The sequence below is a fragment of the Desulfosediminicola sp. genome (genome assembly GCF_048381775.1).
In the GTDB taxonomy this organism is placed as follows: domain Bacteria; phylum Desulfobacterota; class Desulfobulbia; order Desulfobulbales; family Desulfocapsaceae; genus Desulfopila; species Desulfopila ganghwensis.
This window is the reverse complement of record NZ_JBLXGE010000007.1, coordinates 14,921-37,135: the sequence shown is the minus strand read 5'-3', so window position 1 is coordinate 37,135 and position 22,215 is coordinate 14,921. Positions and strand designations below refer to the sequence as shown.

The 22,215-nt window shown below is 49.2% G+C and carries 15 protein-coding genes; 2 read left to right on the top strand and 13 right to left on the bottom strand.

Translation table 11 applies throughout. From position 1 onward, the window contains the following. Positions 1-33: 33 nt before the first annotated feature. The 13 genes from ACN5NT_RS12815 to ACN5NT_RS12755 form a co-directional block, all read right to left on the bottom strand. On the bottom strand, positions 34-990 hold the full coding sequence (locus tag ACN5NT_RS12815) for a hypothetical protein (RefSeq protein WP_419175664.1): 957 nt from the start codon (positions 988-990) through the stop codon (positions 34-36). Between the two features lie 30 nt (positions 991-1,020). Then, positions 1,021-1,626, bottom strand: coding sequence for a hypothetical protein (locus tag ACN5NT_RS12810; RefSeq protein ID WP_419175663.1), 606 nt, complete (start codon positions 1,624-1,626; stop codon positions 1,021-1,023). 273 nt (positions 1,627-1,899) lie between these two features. Next, a complete protein-coding gene (locus ACN5NT_RS12805; RefSeq protein WP_419175662.1) occupies positions 1,900-3,858 on the bottom strand; it encodes a peptide transporter in 1,959 nt (652 codons plus the stop codon). 25 nt (positions 3,859-3,883) lie between these two features. Further along, positions 3,884-5,884, bottom strand: coding sequence for a DUF6785 family protein (locus ACN5NT_RS12800; protein ID WP_419175661.1), 2,001 nt, complete (start codon positions 5,882-5,884; stop codon positions 3,884-3,886). Continuing rightward, positions 5,885-10,762, bottom strand: coding sequence for an FtsX-like permease family protein (locus ACN5NT_RS12795; protein WP_419175660.1), 4,878 nt, complete (start codon positions 10,760-10,762; stop codon positions 5,885-5,887). Between the two features lie 36 nt (positions 10,763-10,798). Next, the gene (locus ACN5NT_RS12790) at positions 10,799-11,536 is read right to left on the bottom strand and encodes an ABC transporter ATP-binding protein (RefSeq protein ID WP_136795569.1); all 738 of its coding nucleotides are present in this window, start codon (positions 11,534-11,536) and stop codon (positions 10,799-10,801) included. 174 nt (positions 11,537-11,710) lie between these two features. Continuing rightward, positions 11,711-12,373, bottom strand: a complete 663-nt coding sequence (locus ACN5NT_RS12785) for an ABC transporter permease (RefSeq protein ID WP_419175659.1) — start codon at positions 12,371-12,373, stop codon at positions 11,711-11,713. Between the two features lie 280 nt (positions 12,374-12,653). Continuing rightward, complete coding sequence (locus ACN5NT_RS12780) at positions 12,654-13,451, bottom strand: polysaccharide deacetylase family protein (protein WP_419175658.1); 798 nt, start codon at positions 13,449-13,451, stop codon at positions 12,654-12,656. Next, the gene (locus ACN5NT_RS12775; protein ID WP_419175657.1) at positions 13,451-14,635 is read right to left on the bottom strand and encodes a glycosyltransferase family protein; all 1,185 of its coding nucleotides are present in this window, start codon (positions 14,633-14,635) and stop codon (positions 13,451-13,453) included. Before ACN5NT_RS12775 ends, ACN5NT_RS12780 begins: the two co-directional genes overlap by 1 nt. Next, entirely contained in the window at positions 14,632-15,261 is a 630-nt protein-coding gene (locus ACN5NT_RS12770; RefSeq protein WP_419175656.1) for a histidine phosphatase family protein, read from the bottom strand. Before ACN5NT_RS12770 ends, ACN5NT_RS12775 begins: the two co-directional genes overlap by 4 nt. An 8-nt stretch (positions 15,262-15,269) precedes the next feature. Next, positions 15,270-16,529, bottom strand: coding sequence for a glycosyltransferase family 4 protein (locus tag ACN5NT_RS12765; RefSeq protein ID WP_419175655.1), 1,260 nt, complete (start codon positions 16,527-16,529; stop codon positions 15,270-15,272). An 11-nt stretch (positions 16,530-16,540) separates the two neighbouring features. Then, the gene (locus ACN5NT_RS12760; RefSeq protein ID WP_419175654.1) at positions 16,541-17,791 is read right to left on the bottom strand and encodes a glycosyltransferase family protein; all 1,251 of its coding nucleotides are present in this window, start codon (positions 17,789-17,791) and stop codon (positions 16,541-16,543) included. A gap of 245 nt (positions 17,792-18,036) precedes the next feature. Beyond that, positions 18,037-18,606 carry a hypothetical protein gene (locus ACN5NT_RS12755; RefSeq protein ID WP_419175653.1) on the bottom strand — a complete coding sequence of 190 codons (570 nt, stop codon included), beginning with the start codon at positions 18,604-18,606 and terminating at the stop codon, positions 18,037-18,039. Between the two features lie 337 nt (positions 18,607-18,943). On the opposite strand from ACN5NT_RS12755, the gene ACN5NT_RS12750 reads away from it, so the two are divergent. Beyond that, positions 18,944-20,683, top strand: a complete 1,740-nt coding sequence (locus ACN5NT_RS12750) for an FG-GAP repeat domain-containing protein (protein ID WP_419175652.1) — start codon at positions 18,944-18,946, stop codon at positions 20,681-20,683. A 248-nt stretch (positions 20,684-20,931) separates the two neighbouring features. Continuing rightward, a complete protein-coding gene (locus tag ACN5NT_RS12745) occupies positions 20,932-22,101 on the top strand; it encodes a hypothetical protein (protein WP_419175651.1) in 1,170 nt (389 codons plus the stop codon). The last annotated feature ends 114 nt before the right edge of the window (positions 22,102-22,215 follow it).

Here is a 22,215-nt window from a genome sequence, read left to right as displayed (position 1 = left end):
GGAACACAGGCCAGCGCCTCGGATCTGCTCAGTTTAGGGGGACTCTGTGGCTTTGTGCTCTTTTTTGGAGTCAATAATCGCATATTTATCGCAAAGTTTGTGAACTTTTTCGAGGTCTATTGGGTGGCTGCTTTCTGCAATTACAGAGAGGAGGCGGTTAGAGCCTTCGTCATGCCAGATTCGGCCCCAGCGAAATGGGTGTTGCCGCTTCAATCTTTTCAACATTTGCTGGGTGAGCGGTGGAGAGCTTATACATTCATAAAGATGAGATGATTCGTTGAGTGTCTGGTACTCAGAATCTTCACCCAGAAGATTGGTGAGTAATTGAGAAATGGGACCTTGTTGCAATCTCTGCCTGGCTGGGGCAAGGCGGCAGAAATGAAGCTGCATGTTGTTTTCCTGAAAAGTTAGCCGGGTCAGGCCAGCCTGAAAGGAGTGAGCTGACATCCTGCAGGAGGCAGGCAGGGTTAATTTGATGTCCTGAATTGACCAATAACTTGAGTCGCTCGCGCCGGCATCATCCTGGTGGCAACGGATTGAGGCGAGAGCAGAGACGAGTGCGTTCAGGCCGATAGTCGGGTGATTGTATAACTGGCCAATCACGATAGTATCACAATCCGGGCAACGCCAGAGTACACCATTGATTTTTTGTTCACTATCCTGGCACTGAGGTCCAGCTGTTGCTGCCCAACTGAATGCTATACAGCCTGTCTGGGAGGCAAGCCGGGCAAGCTCATCCGGCACATCTACTTTATCCACTGGGCATCCAGAGCGTTTACCAAGAACGTTCTGGATAGAGAGAAACACATCGGAAAGGTCGCGTCCGCTATTATCTTTTTCCCAGCGTAAGTCAATAAGCGGCTTGAAGTTTTGTTCAATGAGCAGGTTCCTGTCACCTGATACGATGGTTTCCCAGCCACTGGGAAGTTCAAGCTGGATATTGTTCCAGCCAATTCGCCGGATTGGCTCGGTGGTATCGAATGTCAGCATGATGTTATAAAAAAACGATGGTTAATTTTTTTAGTCTGGGATCATAAATTTCCAGTCTGGCTTTTTTATCTCTTCAATACGCGCCCGGTCGTGGTCGTTTCTCATTTCCTCGCATTTCCTGTTGAAGCAAAGTCGCTCTTCCTCGAGTAGTTGGGGAAAGGAAATCTTAACCATGTTACCAGTGGTCTCGTTGGGGTTACGAAGGTTGTGTTGCAGAACCAGGCTGACAGATCTGTCCTGACTGTCTGTAAAATACCATTTCCAGTTCCTGAGAATGCCGAACGAATCACCTTTCCATTCGTCAGGGGGCCCAAATTTGGCCTTGAACTTTTGCAGAAGAGTTTCATAAAAGTCCTGGCTCGAATCGGCATACTTCATTTGTATTTTGAGAATCTGCCTGTTGTATTTGCAGGTCCCGTAGCTGAGGACACCCTTACGAAACCCTCTCCAGTCGGTAACGACTGTCTCCTGGAGGTAATTGGTCTCCATCAGGTCCGGGTAGTTGTCAATATTATTGCCGAGGGCAAAGCCGCCAACCCCGAGTGGTACCTCAGATGTTGCAAGCGATGCACCAGAGTAAGAAAGGGTGAAGATCGTCAGCGTTGATAAAAGGGTCAGTATATAGAGTTTTGACATAATCACTCCTGCAGGCTTGTTAAGGCTATATGTGGATAAGAGCGGTAAGAAATGTGCTGCCCATTGATGAAGTTGGTGCGAGATTAGGATGAGATATAATCAAATGGGCTTGAATCTGCTGTATTTCCAAAGCTCTATATCAAATATGCTCATATAGGACCATCATGTCAAGACAATGTATTGTGGCTGTAAATCGAACAATGAATGAGGGGGCACAACCTGTTCAGTCGGTTCACCTGGTTGCTGCAGGCCCTGGACAACGGTGGAGAACAGCTAGTACGCCATATAGTTGAGGGATTTCATGATAAGGGCGAAACCCATGGCGAACATGCCGGATAGCCCCATGCCACATGAAAACCCTGCAAGGAGTACCGGTGCATACTGACGCCACATCGGCCCGAATTTTTTCAGGAAAAAATATCTTCCCAGCAGAGCACCGGCAACTTCAAGGACCATACCGTGAGGAGTTGATTGTCCAAGGCCACGTACGACACCGTAAATGAGCAGTATAGGAAGTCCCAGAAAACTGAGTATCATATACATCAGCAGACCAAAGCCAAGTCCGGTAAAGATGGTTGAGCCGTCCAGCGCCTGGTAGAACATGGAGTTGCCTTCCAGGGTGGAGGTCTGCATCAGTAAAGTATTCAGGGCCTGGAGATGCCAGAGTTCCTGGGCGAAAGGATAGCTGGCAGATGGGATGGGAGCCAGTCGCCAGATAAACTGGGAAAACATCAGGCTGGCGATCATCACCACAGGGAAAACCAGCAGCTCCGCTTTGATGATTCCACGGATCGAGGTACCGGTCAGTTCTATCTGCCTGAACTGTACGGTTGCTTCACCGTAATTGTGGATAGGGATAGGGGCGTACCAGATCTCGATGCCCTGATAGCCGAAAAAACGTGCCCCGGCAATGAAACTCGCCTCTCGTACCAGTGGCAGGCTGACAAACTGGCCGGCTATTCCTTCCATGCGTGCGGTTATGTAACTGATTATCGGGGTGTAGATAAAGCCATAGGCAAGGAAGAAAATCCAAGGGAAGGACGGTACCAGCCAGACACAGAGCCCAACGTAGGCCAGGGTGGAAAATAGATAGATAGCGATGGATATCCAGAAGTTGAAATCCCCCCTGCCCGGAGGCGGGTTGAAAAGATCGTGCAGTGAACCGCGCTGGTCTTTGCCGGCTCTGAACGAGCGGACAACCGACCAGACACCGATGCAGCCAATCGCAAGGCCCAGACCGATGCCGAAGCTCATATAAAAATCAAAATTATTGGCAAATACGGTGTCTACCGTGGCCATGCCCGGATGCCATCGTTCAAGAATGCCCCATGAATATAGGAGCGGGTTGAGAATGATGGTAATTATCAAACCGATAAGCCCGCCAATTACTGCCCAGAAGGGGAGAACCATGCCTACGAACATGAGGCCGAGGTCGAGCTGCAGCCCCGTTGCCACTGCGGGAAGGAAGCCTTCGGTGTAACTGGTCAGTTCTATCCAGGGGATGGGAATCAGTCGGATCTGTTCTGTGAAAATGAGTCCGGTGATGATGGGCAGCACCACATAGATGCTCCCGAAAATAAGTCCAATCATTCCGCCGATGGAAAATACCCGCCATTTCCAGCTTTTTTCACGCTCTTCTGTCGACTCGGCCAGCGCCATTGTGCCGAGAGCGGCAACAGGTGCCATTGGAAAAGGCAGCCGTTCCACATCGGAAGTTATCCTGTACAACGCGTAACCGAGACCAAAGTGATCGATGCGCTGAATGATCTGGGAGCCGACCAACAGCAATATAGGGATCAGCCAGTCACGATGGAAAAAGGTCCGCTCAACCATGGAGGCAGAGTCAGCGCCCGGTGCCACCCAGGTGGGAATGAACTCGGTGACTCCGAGCATGCGTGCTGCATCAGATTGAACCAGGTACTGGTTCCATAGCAAACCGGAAAAAGGGGAGGCAAGTGCGGCACCTGCCATATAATAAAGCAGGAAAATTTCCTGTTGTTTAAGGTCGGAGTGGGCACGCTTAGCGATTTCGGCAAAGAGTATGATGGTAACCCAGCGGGCGGCAGGACCAATACCCTGGCCGATGACAAGCTGCAGGTACATGGAACCGGGCATCATCAGGAAGCCGATGAAGATGGCGCCGATGATGGTCTTCCAGTCAAAACCCTCCTCAAAGTGGGTTGGCGGTGGAAGCAGATCCCGATATTCTTTTAATTCCTTGTCATCATACATGGTCGCGTAATTGTATTATTTAAAGCTAATCGGGCAGCACCTTGTAGCTGGTACCGGTATACAGGCCGACAATAGCCCAGCCCCCGCCCATCAGGAAGTCTCCGATAATCAGGCCAATGAAGAAGAACTGCAGCTTTCGAAACAGGTGTATCCCGCCATAGCGCATGCAGAGGGCATTGCACGCCCAGCCAATAAAGAAGCTGACCCAGAGGATACGCATCGCTGAGCTATATGCGGTAAGGTAGCCGATGGGGTGAATTGGCCACCAGTAGAGCCGGTGGTAGCAGACAACCAGCACCAGCATGATGAGCGCACCGATCAAGGCGAAGATAAAGACCCAGGTTCCGGACTCCACGGGTGCGGAGATGAGTCTGTTAATGTTTTCAAAAACCGCCAGTGTCGTCCGATTTGCCCATTCGAGCTGGAGCTCCCTGATGCCGAATCGATAGCAGAGCAGCATCATGGCAACTACTGAGGCAACGGTGCTGAGTAGTATGGTCAATACAAGTGAACCGAAGAGTATGAATGCCGGTTGACGATTCTGATGAATACTCCTGCCATGAACCAGGGAGGGCATGAGGGATTCGCGTAAGTCGACAAAAAGAGCTTTCTGGCTCATGCCAGCCAGTAGACCTCCGGTGCCGGCAAAGAGCTTGGTACCGAACAGGGCAATGAGGCCATCCATGGGAGCGGCGGTCAGGGTAAAATAGGCCAGACCACCCTGGCAGATAATGCGGGCTGCGACCAGGCTGATCATGAAGAATGCGCCAACCAGCAGACCCGCGGTGACGACGTTCATCCCCAACCAGACGTACCAGGCTATTATGCCGGCTCCTCCCAGAAAAAGTCCCCAAAACGATAAGCGGACATCAAACCACTCGGAGCGAACGGCTGATGGTGGCATCAGCAGGAATGATTGTTTGGTTACCGTCAACAGGTGATGACGGGCAAGCCAGACCAGAAACAGAAAAAACACTCCATAGGCACCGATCATCTGCATTTCTTCCGGGCGTGTCAGGGTTGGGCCAAAGGTAATGCCGAGTTCGGATTGAGGGATGGAGTAGCCGAGCAGGTTCAGCACTCCAAAGAACAGCCCGCCGATCAGAAAGAAGAACCAGAAAGAGAAAGAGATCTGGCGGGAGGTGAGAAAGGCGAAGCCTATGAAGGCAGGATAAAAATAGAGTTTGAGTTTACTGAATCCAACCAGCAGACCGCTTTCTGCTATATAGGGTGCAGCCAGCAGCAAGGTTGGTATCGGAGGGATTGTCGGATAGTAAACACTGAGGCCATTGATGAGATGCAGGAACACAGGCAGGCTGATGCCGGCGATCAGGAACTTATTGACAAAGAGCGCACCAAATTCATTGTTGTCCAGGGCGCCGCTGATGGTTTGCGGTACCTTGAGCAATGGAAAATTCATACGCTCATTGTGGATCCATTGTCGTGAAATGAGATTCACCAGGCAAATCATGACTCCGTAACTGAGAAAGATAAACACACTCCAGAGTAACAAGGGTTTCAACCAGTCTACCCAGGGAATCTGCCCGGCAAGTTCAAACCATCCCATACCACGGCCACCCGGAATACCCGTGTATAGGAGCTCTATGGAGTCAGGATCTGTGGGGCTGAGCGCTGGTGGAAGCAGCGGATGAAGTGTCTGTTGCCAGCGGTTGCCCAGGGTGGCGTAATGATACGGTGCGGTCAGGTTGATTAAAAATGTCCGTGCCAGGCCTGTGTAGGCTATGCCGGAGCCGATAACCATCTGCATCCAGACGATGAGCAACTCCACACCGGTGAGAATTTGCAGTGATGAGTGGATCTTGCCGAGCAGGTAGACGAGAAGAGACAGCAACAGGAAAACAAAAAAGGGTGCGAGGGGGAAGTGCCCGCCGCCTAATGGAGTAGCCTGGAGGTAAATGTTATTGAACGGGGTAATGGCGCAAATGCCGATAGCCATGACAAGCCCGAGCAATGGCGCCCGAAACCTGATAGGGAGAGCATCTCTGGCTGTGGAATTTTCGCTCATTCAGGCGGTCTCCATGGTGATGTGTGCTCCCTCGGTTCCTGACTCTTTCCCCGCTGAAACGAGTTGGAATGCTGCGGCAAGATCAGCATGCTCTTCAGGGGTAAGGGATCGCCAGACCAACAACTGTTTGCGCAGATCATTAAGGAATACAGTGTTAATCCTGCGCCAGATTTGGGCTTCTCCGGATTTACGTTTGAGAGTTACTTTGATGGACAGATACTCACGTCCCTCCTGGGCTGGACAGAATTGAACATCAACAAGTTGCATTATGCCAAAATCAAAAGGTGCAAGCCAGACGTTGGCGCGCAGGTGCAGGCATAGAAGTTCACTCGGTTCTGATGAATTGTCTACCATCTGGCGCAGTTCGTCCAGGGTTGAACAGCTGAAAATGACATCTACAGGGCCGGTTGAGAAAATGCCGTGTGAGATATCCTGATGCCCTGTGAAATATTCGTGAATGAAGCCGCCAATACTCTCATGCTCATGATATTTCATGAGAAATGGTAATGTTACGGAGATGGTGTTATTGACAGGTTGGGGCAAGGTAAAGGTGCGTTCTACGTCGGGTATCGCTATGCGCGAGGCAACTTTGGCAGGGTAGATAACTGAGACCAGAACCACCAGAATTACCAGGGCCATGGCAGCAACACCGGCCAGCGATGAATAATTGACCGTTATGCCCTGCCAGAGTGTGGTGTGTGATAAGAGGAATGCAGAGACTTGAGCTATCACATAGCCGAGTACGACGGAGATTACTGCCAGGGCAATAGCCTCAGCCACAAACAGAAACGCTACGTGCGAGGGTGCAAGGCCGACGGAAGTATAGATTGCTATTTCGTTTTTTCGTTCGTAAACAGAGCTGATCATGGTGTTCAGTACGATCAGCACGGAGATGAGAAGCGGTACAATGATATTGGGAACACCACTGTAATTGATGGTATCACTGACGTTGTAGAGAAAGACTCCGTCGTTCTCACCGGTGAAAATCGCCAGGCTGAAACGGTCAGACAGCTCTTTTGCCAGTTTGTCTATCGCCTCGCCGGACTCTGGCTTAACTGCGATACTCTTTAAGCTGCCGCCTGCAGCCAGGAGGGAATTCGCAGGGATAATGGCGACCTGGCTCGCTGGAATATGGGTATATCGGCTTTGAAAGAGCCTGATGTCTTCACCGGATTCAAGTGCTTCCTGCTCTGTTTCTGTGGTTGTTGCCCCGGCTTCCTGGGGGAACGTGACCGGAGTCAGGGGCTCACCATTGAGGTCTATGGCCTTTTCAAGTTTTTCTGCCGAAAAGGTGCCGACAACGGTAAAGTCTGCCCCCCAGAGTTTAACCTTGTATGTCAGGTTGTCTCTCATGACAGACGGATCGATCCCGAGCCGCCTGGCGGTATCATCTTCAAGTAAAATTACAGAGTTGTCATCATCGGTGAACCATCTGCCACTGGTAAGGATGTAATCCAGGCCGGTCACCGAAGGTTCCTGGGCGGTAAGGCCTATTAATCCCTGTATGGATGCGCCTCGTCCATCACGGACCAGGGGGGCATGGATGGTTTGTGATGGGTTACCCGCCTCAAGCCATACGCGGGTGGCAGGTTGCTCGATCGATTTCATCGAGTTGACCAGGATGTCAGTGGCCTGTGGCGGCAGACTTGCCCAGTTCAGCTTTTTGAGCAGCAATCCCTGGTACGGTGCCTGTGGCTGGAGCTGGAGCCTGTTTTCTTCACGATTGGATTTGATGGTGGTAAAGCTCATTATGGTGAAGGTGAGAATAATCAGGGTGGTGCAGGTAAGAATAGTCCTGAGTCTTCTCCTCCTGAGATTGGAGACGCCGAGGAAGAATGCCGCCACAAATGCTTTCCAGCGACTGATCTCATCCGGTCGTTTATGGGTGGACCGCTGCTGCAGCAGTGCCATCTCTTTTTCGAACCGAAAGAAGATGATAAGGGTGACCATAAGTGACAGGCCTATTATAAAAAAGGCGAGTATTACCACAAGCGGGCTGTAGGTGAGCTGAAAGGCGGGGTGTACCTGATAAATAATGGCAATCAGGACGATGAGAATACCACTGAACCCGAGTATTCGTTTATAGATATTATTGAAGTTAAAAAGAAAACGCTCCATGCAAAAAGCGAAGGGAATAAAGAGAGCGATGTAGAACAGTACTCCGAATAATACGTCTTTCTGGCTTTTTTCAATCTGGGAATATACACGGGAAGCAATGGCCAGAGATTCAGAGGCTTTTTCTCTGCCGATGGAGTAGTTGAGTGCGGCAAAACCATTTTGGCTGGTTTTGAGGGCCTCGATGCCCCTTTGCTCCAGTCCATTGATTTTTTCATCAAATATGCCGTGGGATTCAAGGTTTCTTATTCTTGGCTGCAAGAGTGACCAGGCATCGTGGGCGGCATGGAGCGTGGTGTTGGGAAGTTTGCTGTAGTCATTGACAGGGTATCCTAACCCCAGAGGCCGATCCTCAGTGCCATTGGTGAGAATCATTTTGGTGGTAAGGATGGTATCTGAAAGCGTCATCTTGAGCAGGGCGCCAGGCTCGAGATAAATTGAGGCGATGTTTGATTTTCTGGTATCGATTCGACTATACCAGAAATGCTGTGGGGGCGCGTCACGACGACCGTCGTAGAGTTGCAATTTCGTCATGTACTGAAAATTGCGAGGCTCAAGCAAGTCGAAGAATGTTGTTTCCCGACTATTGAACATGACCAGGTCGGTACGCATCGATTTTCTGAGCATTTTCAGACGATAATTGTTCTTGCCTGTCATGTTTTTATCGATAGCCCAGATAACGTTGCCACTCTTGGGATCGAATTTGTAACCTTCGATGATCAGCTTGTCGAAGACGTTCTTTTTGTCGGCGAGACCACGAATCTGAAATTGCCCGCGACCATCAACGGTGGCGTAGAAACGATTGAGCCCCTGATAGGCGAGGATGGTCGTTCCGGCCGCGGGAAAATCTGCAAATAACTCGCCCTGCAGCAGCAGGTTTGTCCTGGCGGTGGCATCCGCCAGCCCATCTCTTGGCAACCTGCCGGAGTTTAGGGTTGGAGCCCTGGCCAGGCCGTAAACGAGATCGGCCACCAGTGCTGCCTGGTTGGAACTGTTGATCAGGTCGACTTTGTCCACTGTATCCCATGGCGTGCCCCATGATAATCGGCCGTCACCGACGGTCACCAGACTGATGCCTATAAATCCGGCGAGGGAACTTACTTCACCTCCAAGCTGCGGGTTGTCAAGAAACCAGGAGTCCCAGGGTCTCAGCCGTCCCGGGCGCAAGGTGTCATAATAGTTGTAGCTGGCGGGGGACGCTTCGCCGGCTTCCTTGAGTACATCGGCGATGGTTGAATAGATTCCCGTGCGATTGATGGTTGGTTTAAGCTTATAGAGCCAGCCGCGATGAAACCCGCCAACTCCGCTACCATGACTCGAGAGATGCAGGCTGACAACTGCGGCAATATCAAATCCCCTGACCGTTTGCCTGAATCGAGTGGCGCTGATGAGGTTCTGGTATTGAATGTTCAGCTGAGAGAGGAGTTCCTGGTTATCGGAGAGTGCATCCGGAATAATGGATTGAAGAGTTTCTTCACCACCTGTATCAAGATCATGAAATGTTTCGGCCCAGCTCAATTGCCTGAGTGCAAAACGTGTGGTGGCCTGCGTGGCTATCTCTGATCGGTATTTCTCACGATCTCCGGCTAAACGCAATTGCATAAGATCGCGAGAGATAGTGTCAATCTGATACTTGAGGTGTTTATTGATGATCTGGGCCAGCACCTTATCTCGTTCTTTATCCTCGCCAAGCGGGAATTCAAGGCTTCGGAGGAGAGCGCTTTGTTCCTCAAGCGTCTTGATATCTTTTTCCAGTTCCCGCCGGGTGTTGCGCAGTTCTCTGGAGCGCGTATCAAGGGACCAGATCATCTCCCGCATACCGGCAAGGGATTGGGCATGGCCGCTGGTAGCAACCAGCAGCACGGATCTGGCCGGCGGATTTTCAACCAGCTCCTCGGCAAGATAGAGCAGGGTGGCAAGCGAGAGTGCGGCATCGGCCCCGGGCGCGCGGCCTGTAACAAACTCGGGCGTATCATAAAAGGCTTCGATTATGAGAAGCTCATCCTGCAAGTCCTCATCGCTGCCGTTGATAACTGCATAGATGTTTCTGGTGATTCCATTTTTCCAGGCTATGTCAGCAGTGAGGGTAACGGAATCGGCAATTTTACCGCCATCGGCCTGGCCGAGCAGGCTATCACCGAAAATGGTCTCAGTCATCCCTTCATCAAGCCAGAAACAGGGAAATTGCAAAGGAGAGAGTTCCTGTTTTTCCCAAAAGTAGAAGCTGGCGCGGGTGGCCTCCCTATCGATAAAAATGAGAGCGCGGGCGCCAAGGCTGGCGAGAGTCTGCCAGTTACGTGATGAATTGAACTCCATCAGGACGATAGCGCCGGCAATATCCTTGCCGTTCAACTCTTCGAGTGATCCTTTTCCTACGTAGAAGAGTGGTCCCTCAAGGGTACCGTCTTTTTCACCGGTGGCGCCCGGGGTGATGGCGTTATTAGGAAAGGGGTGGAGAGGGTGCGTCACTCCCTTGAAATTGATGGTGGCCCCCCGGGATTGACGTGAGGTAATCTCAAAATTATGACTTTCGGGTTTGAGACCCAGAGAGATGAAATGATCTTCTATCAGGCGGGCAGCAGATTCGACACCTTCGCTGCCTATGGCTCTACTGGAAAATGTGCTGACTTTGTTGAGTGTTTCTCGTATAAATTCAGGCCCAGCTGATTGGGCAGAGCTCTGAACTTCCGGTGCAAAGAGCAGCAGAGCGCCACATATCAACTGCAGCAGCGTGGCTATATAAAAATGGGAGAATCGCTGCATACGAATCCTCAACAAGATCAGTTCGGGTAGTTTCTTTTAAGAGTTGGAACTTTCCAACCCTCCAGTTTTAATTTCCAGTTCAGATCGTTCCTGAATTTTGTCTATCCTGCCGTCACGAATCCAGACCACCTGATCGGAAACATTGAGCATCTTATAATCATGGGTAGCAGAAATAACGGTAACCCCATAGGCGGTGCTGAGTTCCTTGAGCAACTTGATAATGTCTTCGCCTGTTTTCAGATCAAGATTGCCTGTGGGTTCGTCGGCAAGAATTATTGAGGGGTTATTTGCAAGTGCCCGGGCAACCGCGACACGTTGCTGCTGGCCTCCGGAAAGCTCAGAAGGCCGGTGGCTGTGTCTGTTCTCCAGACCTACCAGTTCCAATAACTCCATCCCTCGCTCCAGGGAATCATCATGTGATGCTCCGGCAAAGGTCATGGGGATAGTAACATTTTCGAGTGCAGTCATAACCGGGATCAGGTTGAAGGTTTGAAAGATATAGCCGATTTTACGACACCTGAGCCAGGCAAGTTCATACGCGTCCAGCTGAGCGATATCTACCTCGTCTATGAAAACCTTGCCGCCACTGGGCTTATCCAGCCCACCTATCATGTTGAAAAGAGTTGATTTGCCTGAGCCGGAAGGGCCCATTATAGAGATATACTTTCCCGTCTCGATTTCCAGATCTATGCCCTTGAGAACTTGTATGACATGTTTGCCCAAATCGAAGTCCTTGGTAACTCCGGTAACGCGGACGATATGCTTTTTAGTCATGCTGCTGAGCCTTTTCTATTTATGGGTTAGCCCGAATTTCTCATGAACACCTGTAAATCTATCAACCTTCCTCGCTCGAGTAGGTTTTCAATCAATCTTTTGCGATTATTAAGTTTTCATAATGTTCACCCTGGCCACAGTCGGCCGGTTTCGTATCGGCTATCATTGGCAAGATCATTGTTCCACCCTCATGGCGTCGACAGGTTGCATTTTTGCTGCGAGCAGGGCGGGGTAAAGCACGCCAAGCAGGCTGAGCCCGGTACCGGTTGCCAGGGTGATCCCCATACTGACGAGCAGATCCGAAACGGGAAAGTTGGCAAAAATAGTTAAGCCAAAACGAAACAACCCATTGGTTACAGATGCAATAACGCCAAGGACAACTCCTGCCAGTGAACCGGTAACTCCCTGCATGATTGCTTCAAGGACAAAAAGTCGAACTATAATGCTGTCGAGAGCACCCAGGCATTTCAATGTGCCGATTTCTCTGAATCGTTCGGTAACCGACATCAGCTGGGCGTTGACAATTCCGACAACACAGACCAGCAGGGAGAGGAAAACTATCCAGCGCTGTTTTGCTGAAGTGCCAAGGTCAGATTGACCTGGTTTAATGTCGTACCCGGCATTTTGCAGCTGTTGAATGTTGTTTGGCTCGCCCGATTGCAGCAGACTTTCAGCGAGATCATTACCGGTAAAAATGAAGCAGAGAAAGGCAACGGCCAGAACCAGGCTGGTTGTGGTGATGAGAGAACGAAAAAAGCGAACCTTTATTGACTGAAAGGCAATCTGTATAGACTTCCCCAGTGGTAAACTGACAATGCGGTGAATGTTCTCTGCCATGGTGAGAGCCTCATGCCGGTATCAGGTAACGATGGTTTGTTCGCTCATCGCAGTGTGGTTATTCAACATCCCTGCACATTAGAGATAAACTAAGGTGGCAGGCCCGGTTGTCAATAAACCTTTATCTGTACGGTTTAGTTTAAATTATCTGTATTTCGATCTGGCTGGTTTTTTTGAAACAGTGAATACCTATAGCAGGTGAATACAGGTATTCACTCAGCGGCAGTTGGTGTCGCTGAACCAGAGCGGTTTGTGTGAGTATTCCTATGTGTGATGTCTCTTATGAAAAGTCTTGAAAGAGGCATGGCTCGCACGTGTTTTTTTGCGCAACTTCAGTGAGCAGCAGATCAAGCAGATGAAAGGCATGATCGTTCATCAGCTGATGATGGATCATTATACCACAGTAGCCGCTGCCAAGAGCAGTGTGGAGCTGGTCGAACAACTTGTCGGCAGCACGCTCGGATGAGTTCTCTTTTCCGGTATGGAGGTCGACATTGACATCAATACCGGCAATAGTGTCTGTGAAATCAGGTTGTGCTCCTGTAAACCGCGATATCGCATTAAAATTGAGGGATTTCAGAATCTGGGCGGTGTCCAGGCTGCAACGATTCCAGGGCGGGGTAAAATAGGGAGAAAACTTATCCTGCAGCAGCTCCTGTAAACGGCTCTGGCCCAGTTCGAGATGATGGCCTACCTCTTCCCGCGAGCGGGCAGGACCGAATTCCTGTTTTTTACCCGATGGTTCAAAATTTTTATGTAATCTGCCATGTTGATGCCAGCACCATTGTGAATCGTCTGAGCCGGTTAGGCTGAGAAGTTCCCGGGTTCGCCGGGCAGTGAGCCAGGCCGGCACTACAGCAAGGCAGAGTGGCATGTGATGTTTTTGGAAAAGCTGAATGAGTTTTGTGAACTTCTTCGAGGGAACGCCGATATCATCTGCCCGGAAGAAGACCCGTATTTTGGCATCATGGGCAGCAGATCTTTGCCAGTTGTCAATTGCCTGGTCAAAGATCGTTCCTAATCTGTTTGGGAGGTTGGGGATTTCTTTCTGGTAAAGAATCGGGATAGTGTAATTCATCAGATTCGCCCAACTTTTTGATGGAAGGTTTCAATAATGGCCAGAGTATTGTTGGCACCATCCAGGTCTATTGTTGAACGTGTTCTGGGCAGTAGTGTCATCAGCCGCATGAGGTCCTGCAAATTCTCAGCTACCAGTTCATCGTTGGTTAAAACCTTTATAGCACCCTTTGTGCTGAGCCGCTCTGCACGAAATCTTTGTTCCTGGTTTTGCGCAAAAGGTAAAACGATGGCTGGAACGCCGCACTGTACAATATCCATGCAGGTGTTGTACCCGGCCATGGAGATGGAAAGATCGGCCGCCTGTAGCCAGTCCTGAAACCTGTTGCTGAAGCGGAGCAGTGTCGCCCGCTCAGGAAGCTCTGCACTGAGAGTCTGGAAAATATGTTCATCCAGATACGGGCCGGCGAACGCGACCAGATGATAAAAATACTCATCATCTGGCAGTTGTTTAAACGCGGCAAGACTGAGCTTCAGGAGCTGTGACCCTACATTGCCCCCGCCAATGCTGACGACAATCAGTTTATCTCTACCTCCCAAGCCCAATTCATGGCGAAGTTTGGGACGAAAACCCGGCTGATAACTTTTGGTCACAAACCCGGTATAGGCGATAGGGATCGTAATATCATTATACCTTGAAAACGTTTCATCAAGCGTAATGACTTCAGGATCGGAGTGAATGAGCAGCCCATCAAACAAACTGTTTGTGGCATCAAGCGCCCGTGCTTCAAATTTTTCCTTGTCATCAGGGCGTTCGACAAGGATATCCCGTAAGCTGATATAACATTTGCAATCAGGATTGTAGAGGTCATTTCTGATGTCCCTGAGCAATGGATCGAGTTCAAAGCGAAAGGCTTTTCTGCCAAACGGATACAGCTCGACGATGAAGATCTCTGGGGCCCAGTCGGTGAAAAATTGTCTTAAATTTGCGAGTCGCAGTTTTTTGACATCGCTGAGTTCGAGGTCGTTGTCGACTGGTTGCAGATTCTTAAACTCGGCATCCATTTTCAGGCCGGGAAGCTGAAAAACTGAGAGCGTATCAGGAATTTCCGAGACCGCAGGTCCGCCAAGAATCAGGGTGACCTCATGACGAAGCGCCAGAGCCTGGCAAATTGCAATACTGCGGTGTACATGACCGATTCCAAGTACATGCTGACAGTAATAGGCAACTCTCAATGAGCTCATGACTCGTCTTGCTCCAGGGGAATGTTGAGTTGGCCGAGGGTATAATTTTGGTCGTAGACGATAGTATGCATAGTGCCCTTTTGCAGGAGAGGTGGCTCATCCTCCATAAATTTTCGATTTGCAATAGCATAGATAGCACACTTTATGACACCCAGATGACAGACTACCAGGGTGTTGTCTGCCGGGTTGCTGAGCCGGTGATTGAGCAGGGCTTGAAAAAGTCGATCACGGACCGCCCGACGGCTCTCGCCTCCAGGTGCCTGGAAATCCCAGCCCCTTTTGACTTGAAGCCCAAGTTCCTCAGGGAACTGCTGGTACACATCCTTAACCCTCATCCCTTCCCATTTTCCCCAGTTCTGTTCCCGGAGATTCTGGTCAGTGGTGACTGGCAGCTTGAGTATTTCATTCAGTATCCCGACCGACTGCTGCACTCTGCCAAGGTCGCTGCAGAGGATATGCTGCCAGTTCTGGCCCTGAAGCTGCACAGCCCACTGCCTGAGGGTAGCGATTCCCTTGTCGGTAAGAGGTGAGTCGCCGTGGCCCTGGACTCGCTTTTCTTTATTCCAGGTTGTTTCCCCATGTCTGAACAGGCCGTATTTGAAAGTGCTACGAGATGATAAATCCATGACTGCCTTCAGTTGATCATTCTCAGGTGCGGTTGATTTTCGAAGATCTCTGCGAGTTTCAGCAGCCAACGCGTATTGTCGAAGCGTTCGTTCACCCATTCTTTACCGTTGCTGATAAAGGTATTTCTGAGAGATTCGTCTTCCATGATCTCAAGTATTGCCCTGGCGAGCTGATCGGGATTACGAGGCTCGACTGTTCGACCGGTCTGCCCGTCTATGATGATTTCCGGGATTGCAGAAACATTGGTCGAAATGGCAGGTACCCCCATGGCAAGACTCTCAACCAGTACATTGGGAATACCATCGCGATCTCCGTTTTCTGCGATCTCACAGGGCAGTATAAAAAGGTCTGTCTGGCTGAACTGGGTGAGGACGTCATCGTGAGTGCGGGTGCCAAGCCAGGAACACGAATCGGTCAAATTAAGCGTACAGATAAGATCGAGAATTTTTTCTCTGTCGTCACCGTCACCAATGAGAACATGATTGAAAGCCACTCCCTGTTGCTTGAGCATTGCCAGTGCCTGGTAGAGGGTTGGCAGCCCTTTTTTCTCGGTAAGCCTTGCGATGGTAAAAAACTTGTATGGTTCCCGGACCGGATGCGGTTGCTTGATATTGTTAAAGAGAGCCAGATCAATACCATGGTAAATGCAGTGTATTGGCGTGTTGCATCCACCCGAGATTGACTGAAGATATTTTTCGTTAGCCTGGGTGCAGGTTACTACGAAATCAGCCGCTTCAATTTTCTCGGCCAGTTGGTTGGGGTTTGAGGTGTAGATATCCTTGGCATGGGCGGTGAAACTAAATGGTTTATTGGCAAGAATTGCCGCAAACATCGTAACCGAGGTGGGAGAATGGGCAAAGTGGCCGTGCAGATGATGTATGGTGGAGTCAGTGCGTAGAAAGTGCCATGTCATATACCCTGCTTGCAGCATATGCTTTAACGTAGCGAGTTTTCTGGTCCTGTTGAACCTGCGTCTGGCGAGTTTGAGAGCAGCGCGATATGCGGAAGGGCATTGAGCCGCAAGAAAAATATTTGGAGTGATGAGTCTGGGGAAATCAAGCAAAAGTTCTGTCGGCAGATAGTCGACTCGAGCTTTGATTTTCTTTACAGAATCGTGACTAAAGTTTTCCCGTGGATGCCGCATGGAGAAAATTCTCAGGGAAAAACCGTGCTGTTCCAGCTGCAGAATCTCATTGGAAATAAAAGTCTCAGAAATTCTGGGGTACCCTTTCAATATATATGCAATCTTGGAAGTTGTGTAATTCATTTAAGTAGGAATCAGGAATCGTTTGAATGGTCGTGTGTCAGGTCCGGCGAAAATGTGGTCTGCCTAAGAGTCGTCTGTTGAAGCGACTCAAGTTGAGACTGCATGGTGGCAAGACCTGAAAGTTGGAAACTGTTCATTGCCGAGACATAACTGGTGCGGTTTTGGATCATAGAGAAGATTTTCTCCCTCAGCAATTGGGGCGTGACTTCGCTCCATGGGATGTAGTCGAGAAGTCCTTTGGTCTCAAGGCAGGTTGCCCGAATCAGCTGTTCTTTCCTGGGAGTTTCTCTGGGGACGATCAGGGCTGGGGTTTTCTGAGTAAGAATTTCACAAATGGTATTATAGCCACCCATCGAGATAACGAGGTCAGATGCATTTATCAGTTCTTCAATTCGAGGATGAAAGGGAAGTGTTTTTATGCCGTGCTGCTTGGCACGGGCCTGGATTTTGTAGCGCTGCTCTTTAGGCATGAATGGGCCGGTGATGATAATCGATTTGAAAGGCAGTGAAGTCGGATAGTAATCGTGCATGGCCAGAAAATGTTCAACCACCTCTTTGCCATCACCACCGCCACCTGTGGTTACCAGTACAAAAAGATCAGTGTCGAGAATCCGGTAACGTTTTCTCACTTTGCTCCAGGTATTGGTCGGCAGGGTTTTGCGCGGGATATAACCGGTAAAGGTTACCTTGTGCTTAACACTTTCAGGTATCTGATAATGACTGATAGGGTCATAAATATCCTGGTCTCCATACACCCATATCTGGTCATAGAGATTTTCCAGCGATTGATAGACACCTTTTGCCTGCCAGTCCTGGCGGATGGTGGTGTCATCATCGAGAATATCTCTCAGGCCCAGAATAGATGTGGTTTTAGGACTGTCCGTTTTCAGCCATTCCAGGGTCGGCAACACTTCTTTTTTCAGCCCATGGGGCTCCTTATCGACAATGAACAGATCCGGGCGAAAAGTTTTTGCAGTGGCCAGAATTATATTGGTACGAATGCTCAGTGCCTGTTCCTGCTCAATGCGAATGGAAAGGGATTGATAGTCATCGTTGGTCTTTTTGATCATTCCGGGGATACGAACGAAGTCAACTTGCTCGGGAAATGGAAAGCGCCCAGCGATAGGAGAGCCGGTAAGGATCAGGACATTGGTATTCTCACTACGCAGATGGCTTGCTATGGCCATGGTACGACGGATATGGCCCAGCCCATATGTGTCGTGGGAATACATCAATATATTAAAGGTCGAAGAATCACCCAACTGCATCACCAATAGTAAAGGAATTTAATATGTTGCCTGACGTTCGGGGGGAGATGATTTTAAACGTTTATCTCACGGTAAGATAATTGTCAAGCGCCTGTTTGTCGAAATGAGACAGGGTTGGCCGCAGAATTATTCCCCTAAAAACAGCGTGAGGTGATGAAGAGGCAATAGACGAAAAAAGCCTATTATCCGAATGCGGATAATGGGCTTTATATTTGATAGGTAAGTCAGGTTGTTAGCTGTTAAAAGCTCATGGTGAGTTTGTTGCTGACCATGATAATATTTTCTATATCACTATAGGTGCTGCGCTCTTTAAAAAGATCGCCCGTCTCCATGTAGCCGAAATGTATCTCGTAACTCAGGTTATCCAGAAATTTGTATACAAGGCCAAGATTCGCTTCCCAGCTCCCTTCATTGCTTACTTGATCTGTCTGCCATCGGTTCTGGGCAAAACCGAGTGCACCCTGTACGGTGAAATTTGCAGTTGCACTGTACTCTGCCGCGATTGCAAATCCTTTAATGGGTTCCTGGTCGGGCTGTGCGGCAAGAGATGTGGTTTTTAGCGGATCCCCGGATAAAATATCCGATTTGGTGCCGGTAATAAGCAATGGTTCATAGTTGCGAATTCTCAGTCCGGATTGCTCTGCCTCACCGAGCAATGCACCAAGGTCATATGTGGTAACCTTGTATACGCTGTGCGTTTCCAGATCAGCGGCATTGGCGCTATCGCAGAAAATGAGTTGCGTTGCCGCACTCAAGCTGAGCAGTGTGCCAAGTACCAGGCTGTATGTGAATTTTCTATGATTTATCATGGTCCTGTTTACTACTTACGTCTGTTTGCTTGGAGTTTGACTTAAGTATACGTAACATGCATTCCGAATGTCAAGCTCAGGTACAAAAAATTATACTGAAGTTACATAATGGATCTGAAAAGACAAAATGTCAAGACTAAAATTGGCTGAAGATAAAGGTATTAAAGAGATAATTCAGAAATTTGGCTGAACCTCCTGGAAATTTGGCGTAAAGCGGGGATCTTTGGGGGGGAAGAGTTCTCTTGCTGAAGGTCGGAAAGTGAGATATAGGTACAGCCTTAAAAAGATTTTTTTAGCCCACCATTAAATAATATTAGTGATCTGTACAGGTGTTCATATGATCGATAAGAACAAATTTTTAGCGGCACTTTTCACTGTATTCCTGATAACCATCGGAATTACTTGTAACATTCAAGCCGCCCAGGCAAAAGATGTGCGAATTATTGTACTGTCCCTTAACGGAGACTCAAGTGGCGACTTTAGCTACTTGACCGACAGTATCAGAACCATGCTTTCTACCCGGCTTGCAGTAAAAGAGGGCATTGAGGTTGTTGATAAAGTGTTGACTGCTGATGAGATTATCCTGTTGAACAAGGATGATATGGAAGATGGTGAGTATCTGCAGGTTTTGCATAACCTCAATACCGACTATCTTGTTTCCGGTGCACTCTATTCACTGCAGACTGGCCTGAAAATCCAAATCAACGTAGCCGGTAAAGATATCGCGGCCTCTGGCGGAGGAACTTTTACTTCACTTGCAGTGAGCGAAGATCATATACTGGAATCAGTGGAGCATTTGGTAGAGGATATCGCGGTACGTGCACTTGGGGTATCCGACAGATCTCCGGTTGTTGCTGCGAATGTTTCTTCAGGTTCTACCGGCATTGAGGCGTTTAGTACCGAGCATCCTGAAAAAGTATTTAAAAAGGGTGTTTATGGCGGCTCTATCACTGCTGAAGATGGGATAGCTGTTCGATCCCTTGGTGTGCGGAAAAGCTCTGATCTGCCCTCTATGCTGGTCTCCATGGCCAGTGCGGACCTGAATGGCGACGGTAATCTGGAGGTTGTAGCTGCTTCAAGAACTGCTGTGGAAATTTTTCGGTTCGACGATACCCGTTTTGTGAAACTCGGGGAATATGCATTTCCTAAGAACTATAAGATACATGCTGTAAATGTGGCCGACCTCGATGGCAACGGCAATGTCGAGATCTATGTGAGTGGCAACAAAGGAAAATCTGTGGCCTCAGCCATTTTCAGCTGGGACGCTGCCACAGGGCTTAATCCGCTGCTCACGGATATTGACTGGTATATTCGACCTATGGTTCAGCCTGGTGTGGGGGCAATTCTTGCTGGTCAGAGAGGGAATTCTGACCCGCGTAGAGGCTATGTCGGTGAAAAAATCGTGTCATTGGAGTTAAACGAAGGTCTTACTGCTGTGGAAGAGCGGGGGGATTTGGCCTTACCTCGTAACATTCGACTGTTTGATTTCATTTGGGCAGATCTTGATGGTAACGGCTCATCAGAGATTGTGGCCATCGACAGCAGGGAAAAGCTGCTGGTCTATGACAGCAGCAATAGCCTGATGTATGTGAGCGAAAGAAATTATGGCGGCAGCCGCAATTTCTTTGGACCAGCGCAAAGTGCAACCACCTCAATGCGGGATATGGCTGGCAAAGAGGATAGCGCCAAAGCCGAGCGGCAAATGCACTATATTCCAACCAGACTGCTGACTGCCGATTTAAACGGTGATGGCAAGCAGGAGATCATTGTTGCAAATAACGAAAGAACCACGCCAATGGCCATGGTCAATTTCAGAGAATACGATGGCGGCAAGGTAGTTGGCTTAAGCTGGAATGAAACCGAGATGGTTGAAGTCTGGCAGACCAATAAGATTGAAGGGTATATAGCCGATTATAATTTTTTAGATTCTGTACATAGCTCATCCAGGTCTCTGTCGGGTGATAGTGTGAGTGCTTTGTATATCAGCCAGATTCCGGATAAACATCTGCTTGGCCTCTCCATGCGCAGTAAAAGCAAGCTGTTGCGTTATGTACTGGATCTGGTAGAGCAGGAGTAAAAATTTGAACGGAATATTTTGGCAGTGCATCGTTGATGCGAATAAAATGGTAAACATTTCATTATAATGTTGCCATTAGTATAAAAAATTTTACCCATGGTAAAAAAACCTTGACACTAACGGCTCTCACGGCTAAATATCACCTTAAGTTTTAAAAGCATTGAAAAACACTTTGTCGGGGATTGGAGCTCCGGCAAATTATACAACGTGCTCCCACGCGGAGCGTATAATCCTTAAGGAGAAAAGAGATGAAAAAAGTAATTGTAGCTGCTGCCGGCCTGATGCTGGTAGGTACCATGGCCACCACCGCCATGGCCGAGTTCAAGTTTAGCGGAGACGCTCGTGTTCGTTACTACTATCAGGACAACTACCCAAACAAAGTTGACGAGACCCTCATGAACTCTCGTGTACGTCTCAAGGTAGAGGCCACCACCAAGGGCGGCGCCTACATGAAGTCCCGTATCAAGTACTCCGATGGTACTTTCAATAGCGACGATAGCGTCAAGTCCGGCCAGTTCCTGGCAGACTACGCTTACATCGGTGTTCCTTTCGGTCCGGTAACCGTAGAAGGTGGTCGTATGGTTCGTGAGATCACTCCGTTCACCCTGTTCGACGAGCGCGCTGAGGGTGTTCAGGTTAAGTACAAGAACGACACCACCGGTCTGGTAGTATTCTACGATGTTGTAGCTGAGTACGAGACTGTTGACTTCACAGTACCCGCCACTGACGAAGATGGTAATGCTGTCGAGCTCCAGGGCACTGCACTTGTAGATAGTGGTGATGATGCTTCTCAGGTAGGTTTCCTCCTCAACCAGGATTTCTCTGGTGGTTGGGGTATGAACGTAGGTGGCCTCTACATTTGGGATGATATTAATGACGACAGAGACGGAGCTGCTCTTGCTACCGTTAAAGTTACCGGCGCTTTCGGCGATATCGCTGTAGAGGGTGAGGTTGGATACCAGACCGAGGAGTACACCGGAATCGATGATGGTTTCGGTTTCTACGTTGGTGCTACCATTCCTGCAGGACCTGCTTCCGTATACGTAATGGCTGGTGCTACCTTCGACGGTTTCCAGTATGATGCAGCTGACTTCGGTCCTTTCGCTATCTTCAACGACTACAGCCAGATTGCTCAGGGCGACAACCTCAGTGCTGAAGGTGAGAACCTGTTCCTCGTTGTTAACCCAACCTTCAAAGCTTCTGAGAAGCTGACCCTGGGTGCAATTGCTTCCGTAATCGATGTAGACGTATATGACGTTGATGCCGAAGATGCAACTCTTTGGGAAGTTGGTGCGACCGCTTCTTACGCAGTTACCGACGGTGCTAAGCTGAACGGTATCATCGCTTACGGCGACACCGATGACACCACCGATGACGATCTGTTCGGTTTCGGTCTGTCCCTCGAGATTTCTTTCTAATTTGATCCTTATCTAAATTAGAAGTGAGTCTTTTAAGGCGGGTTTCCTTCGGGAAGCCCGCCTTTTTGCGTTTCGCGAAAAGGGTTGTGAAATTCAATGTAATAGGCAACAGTT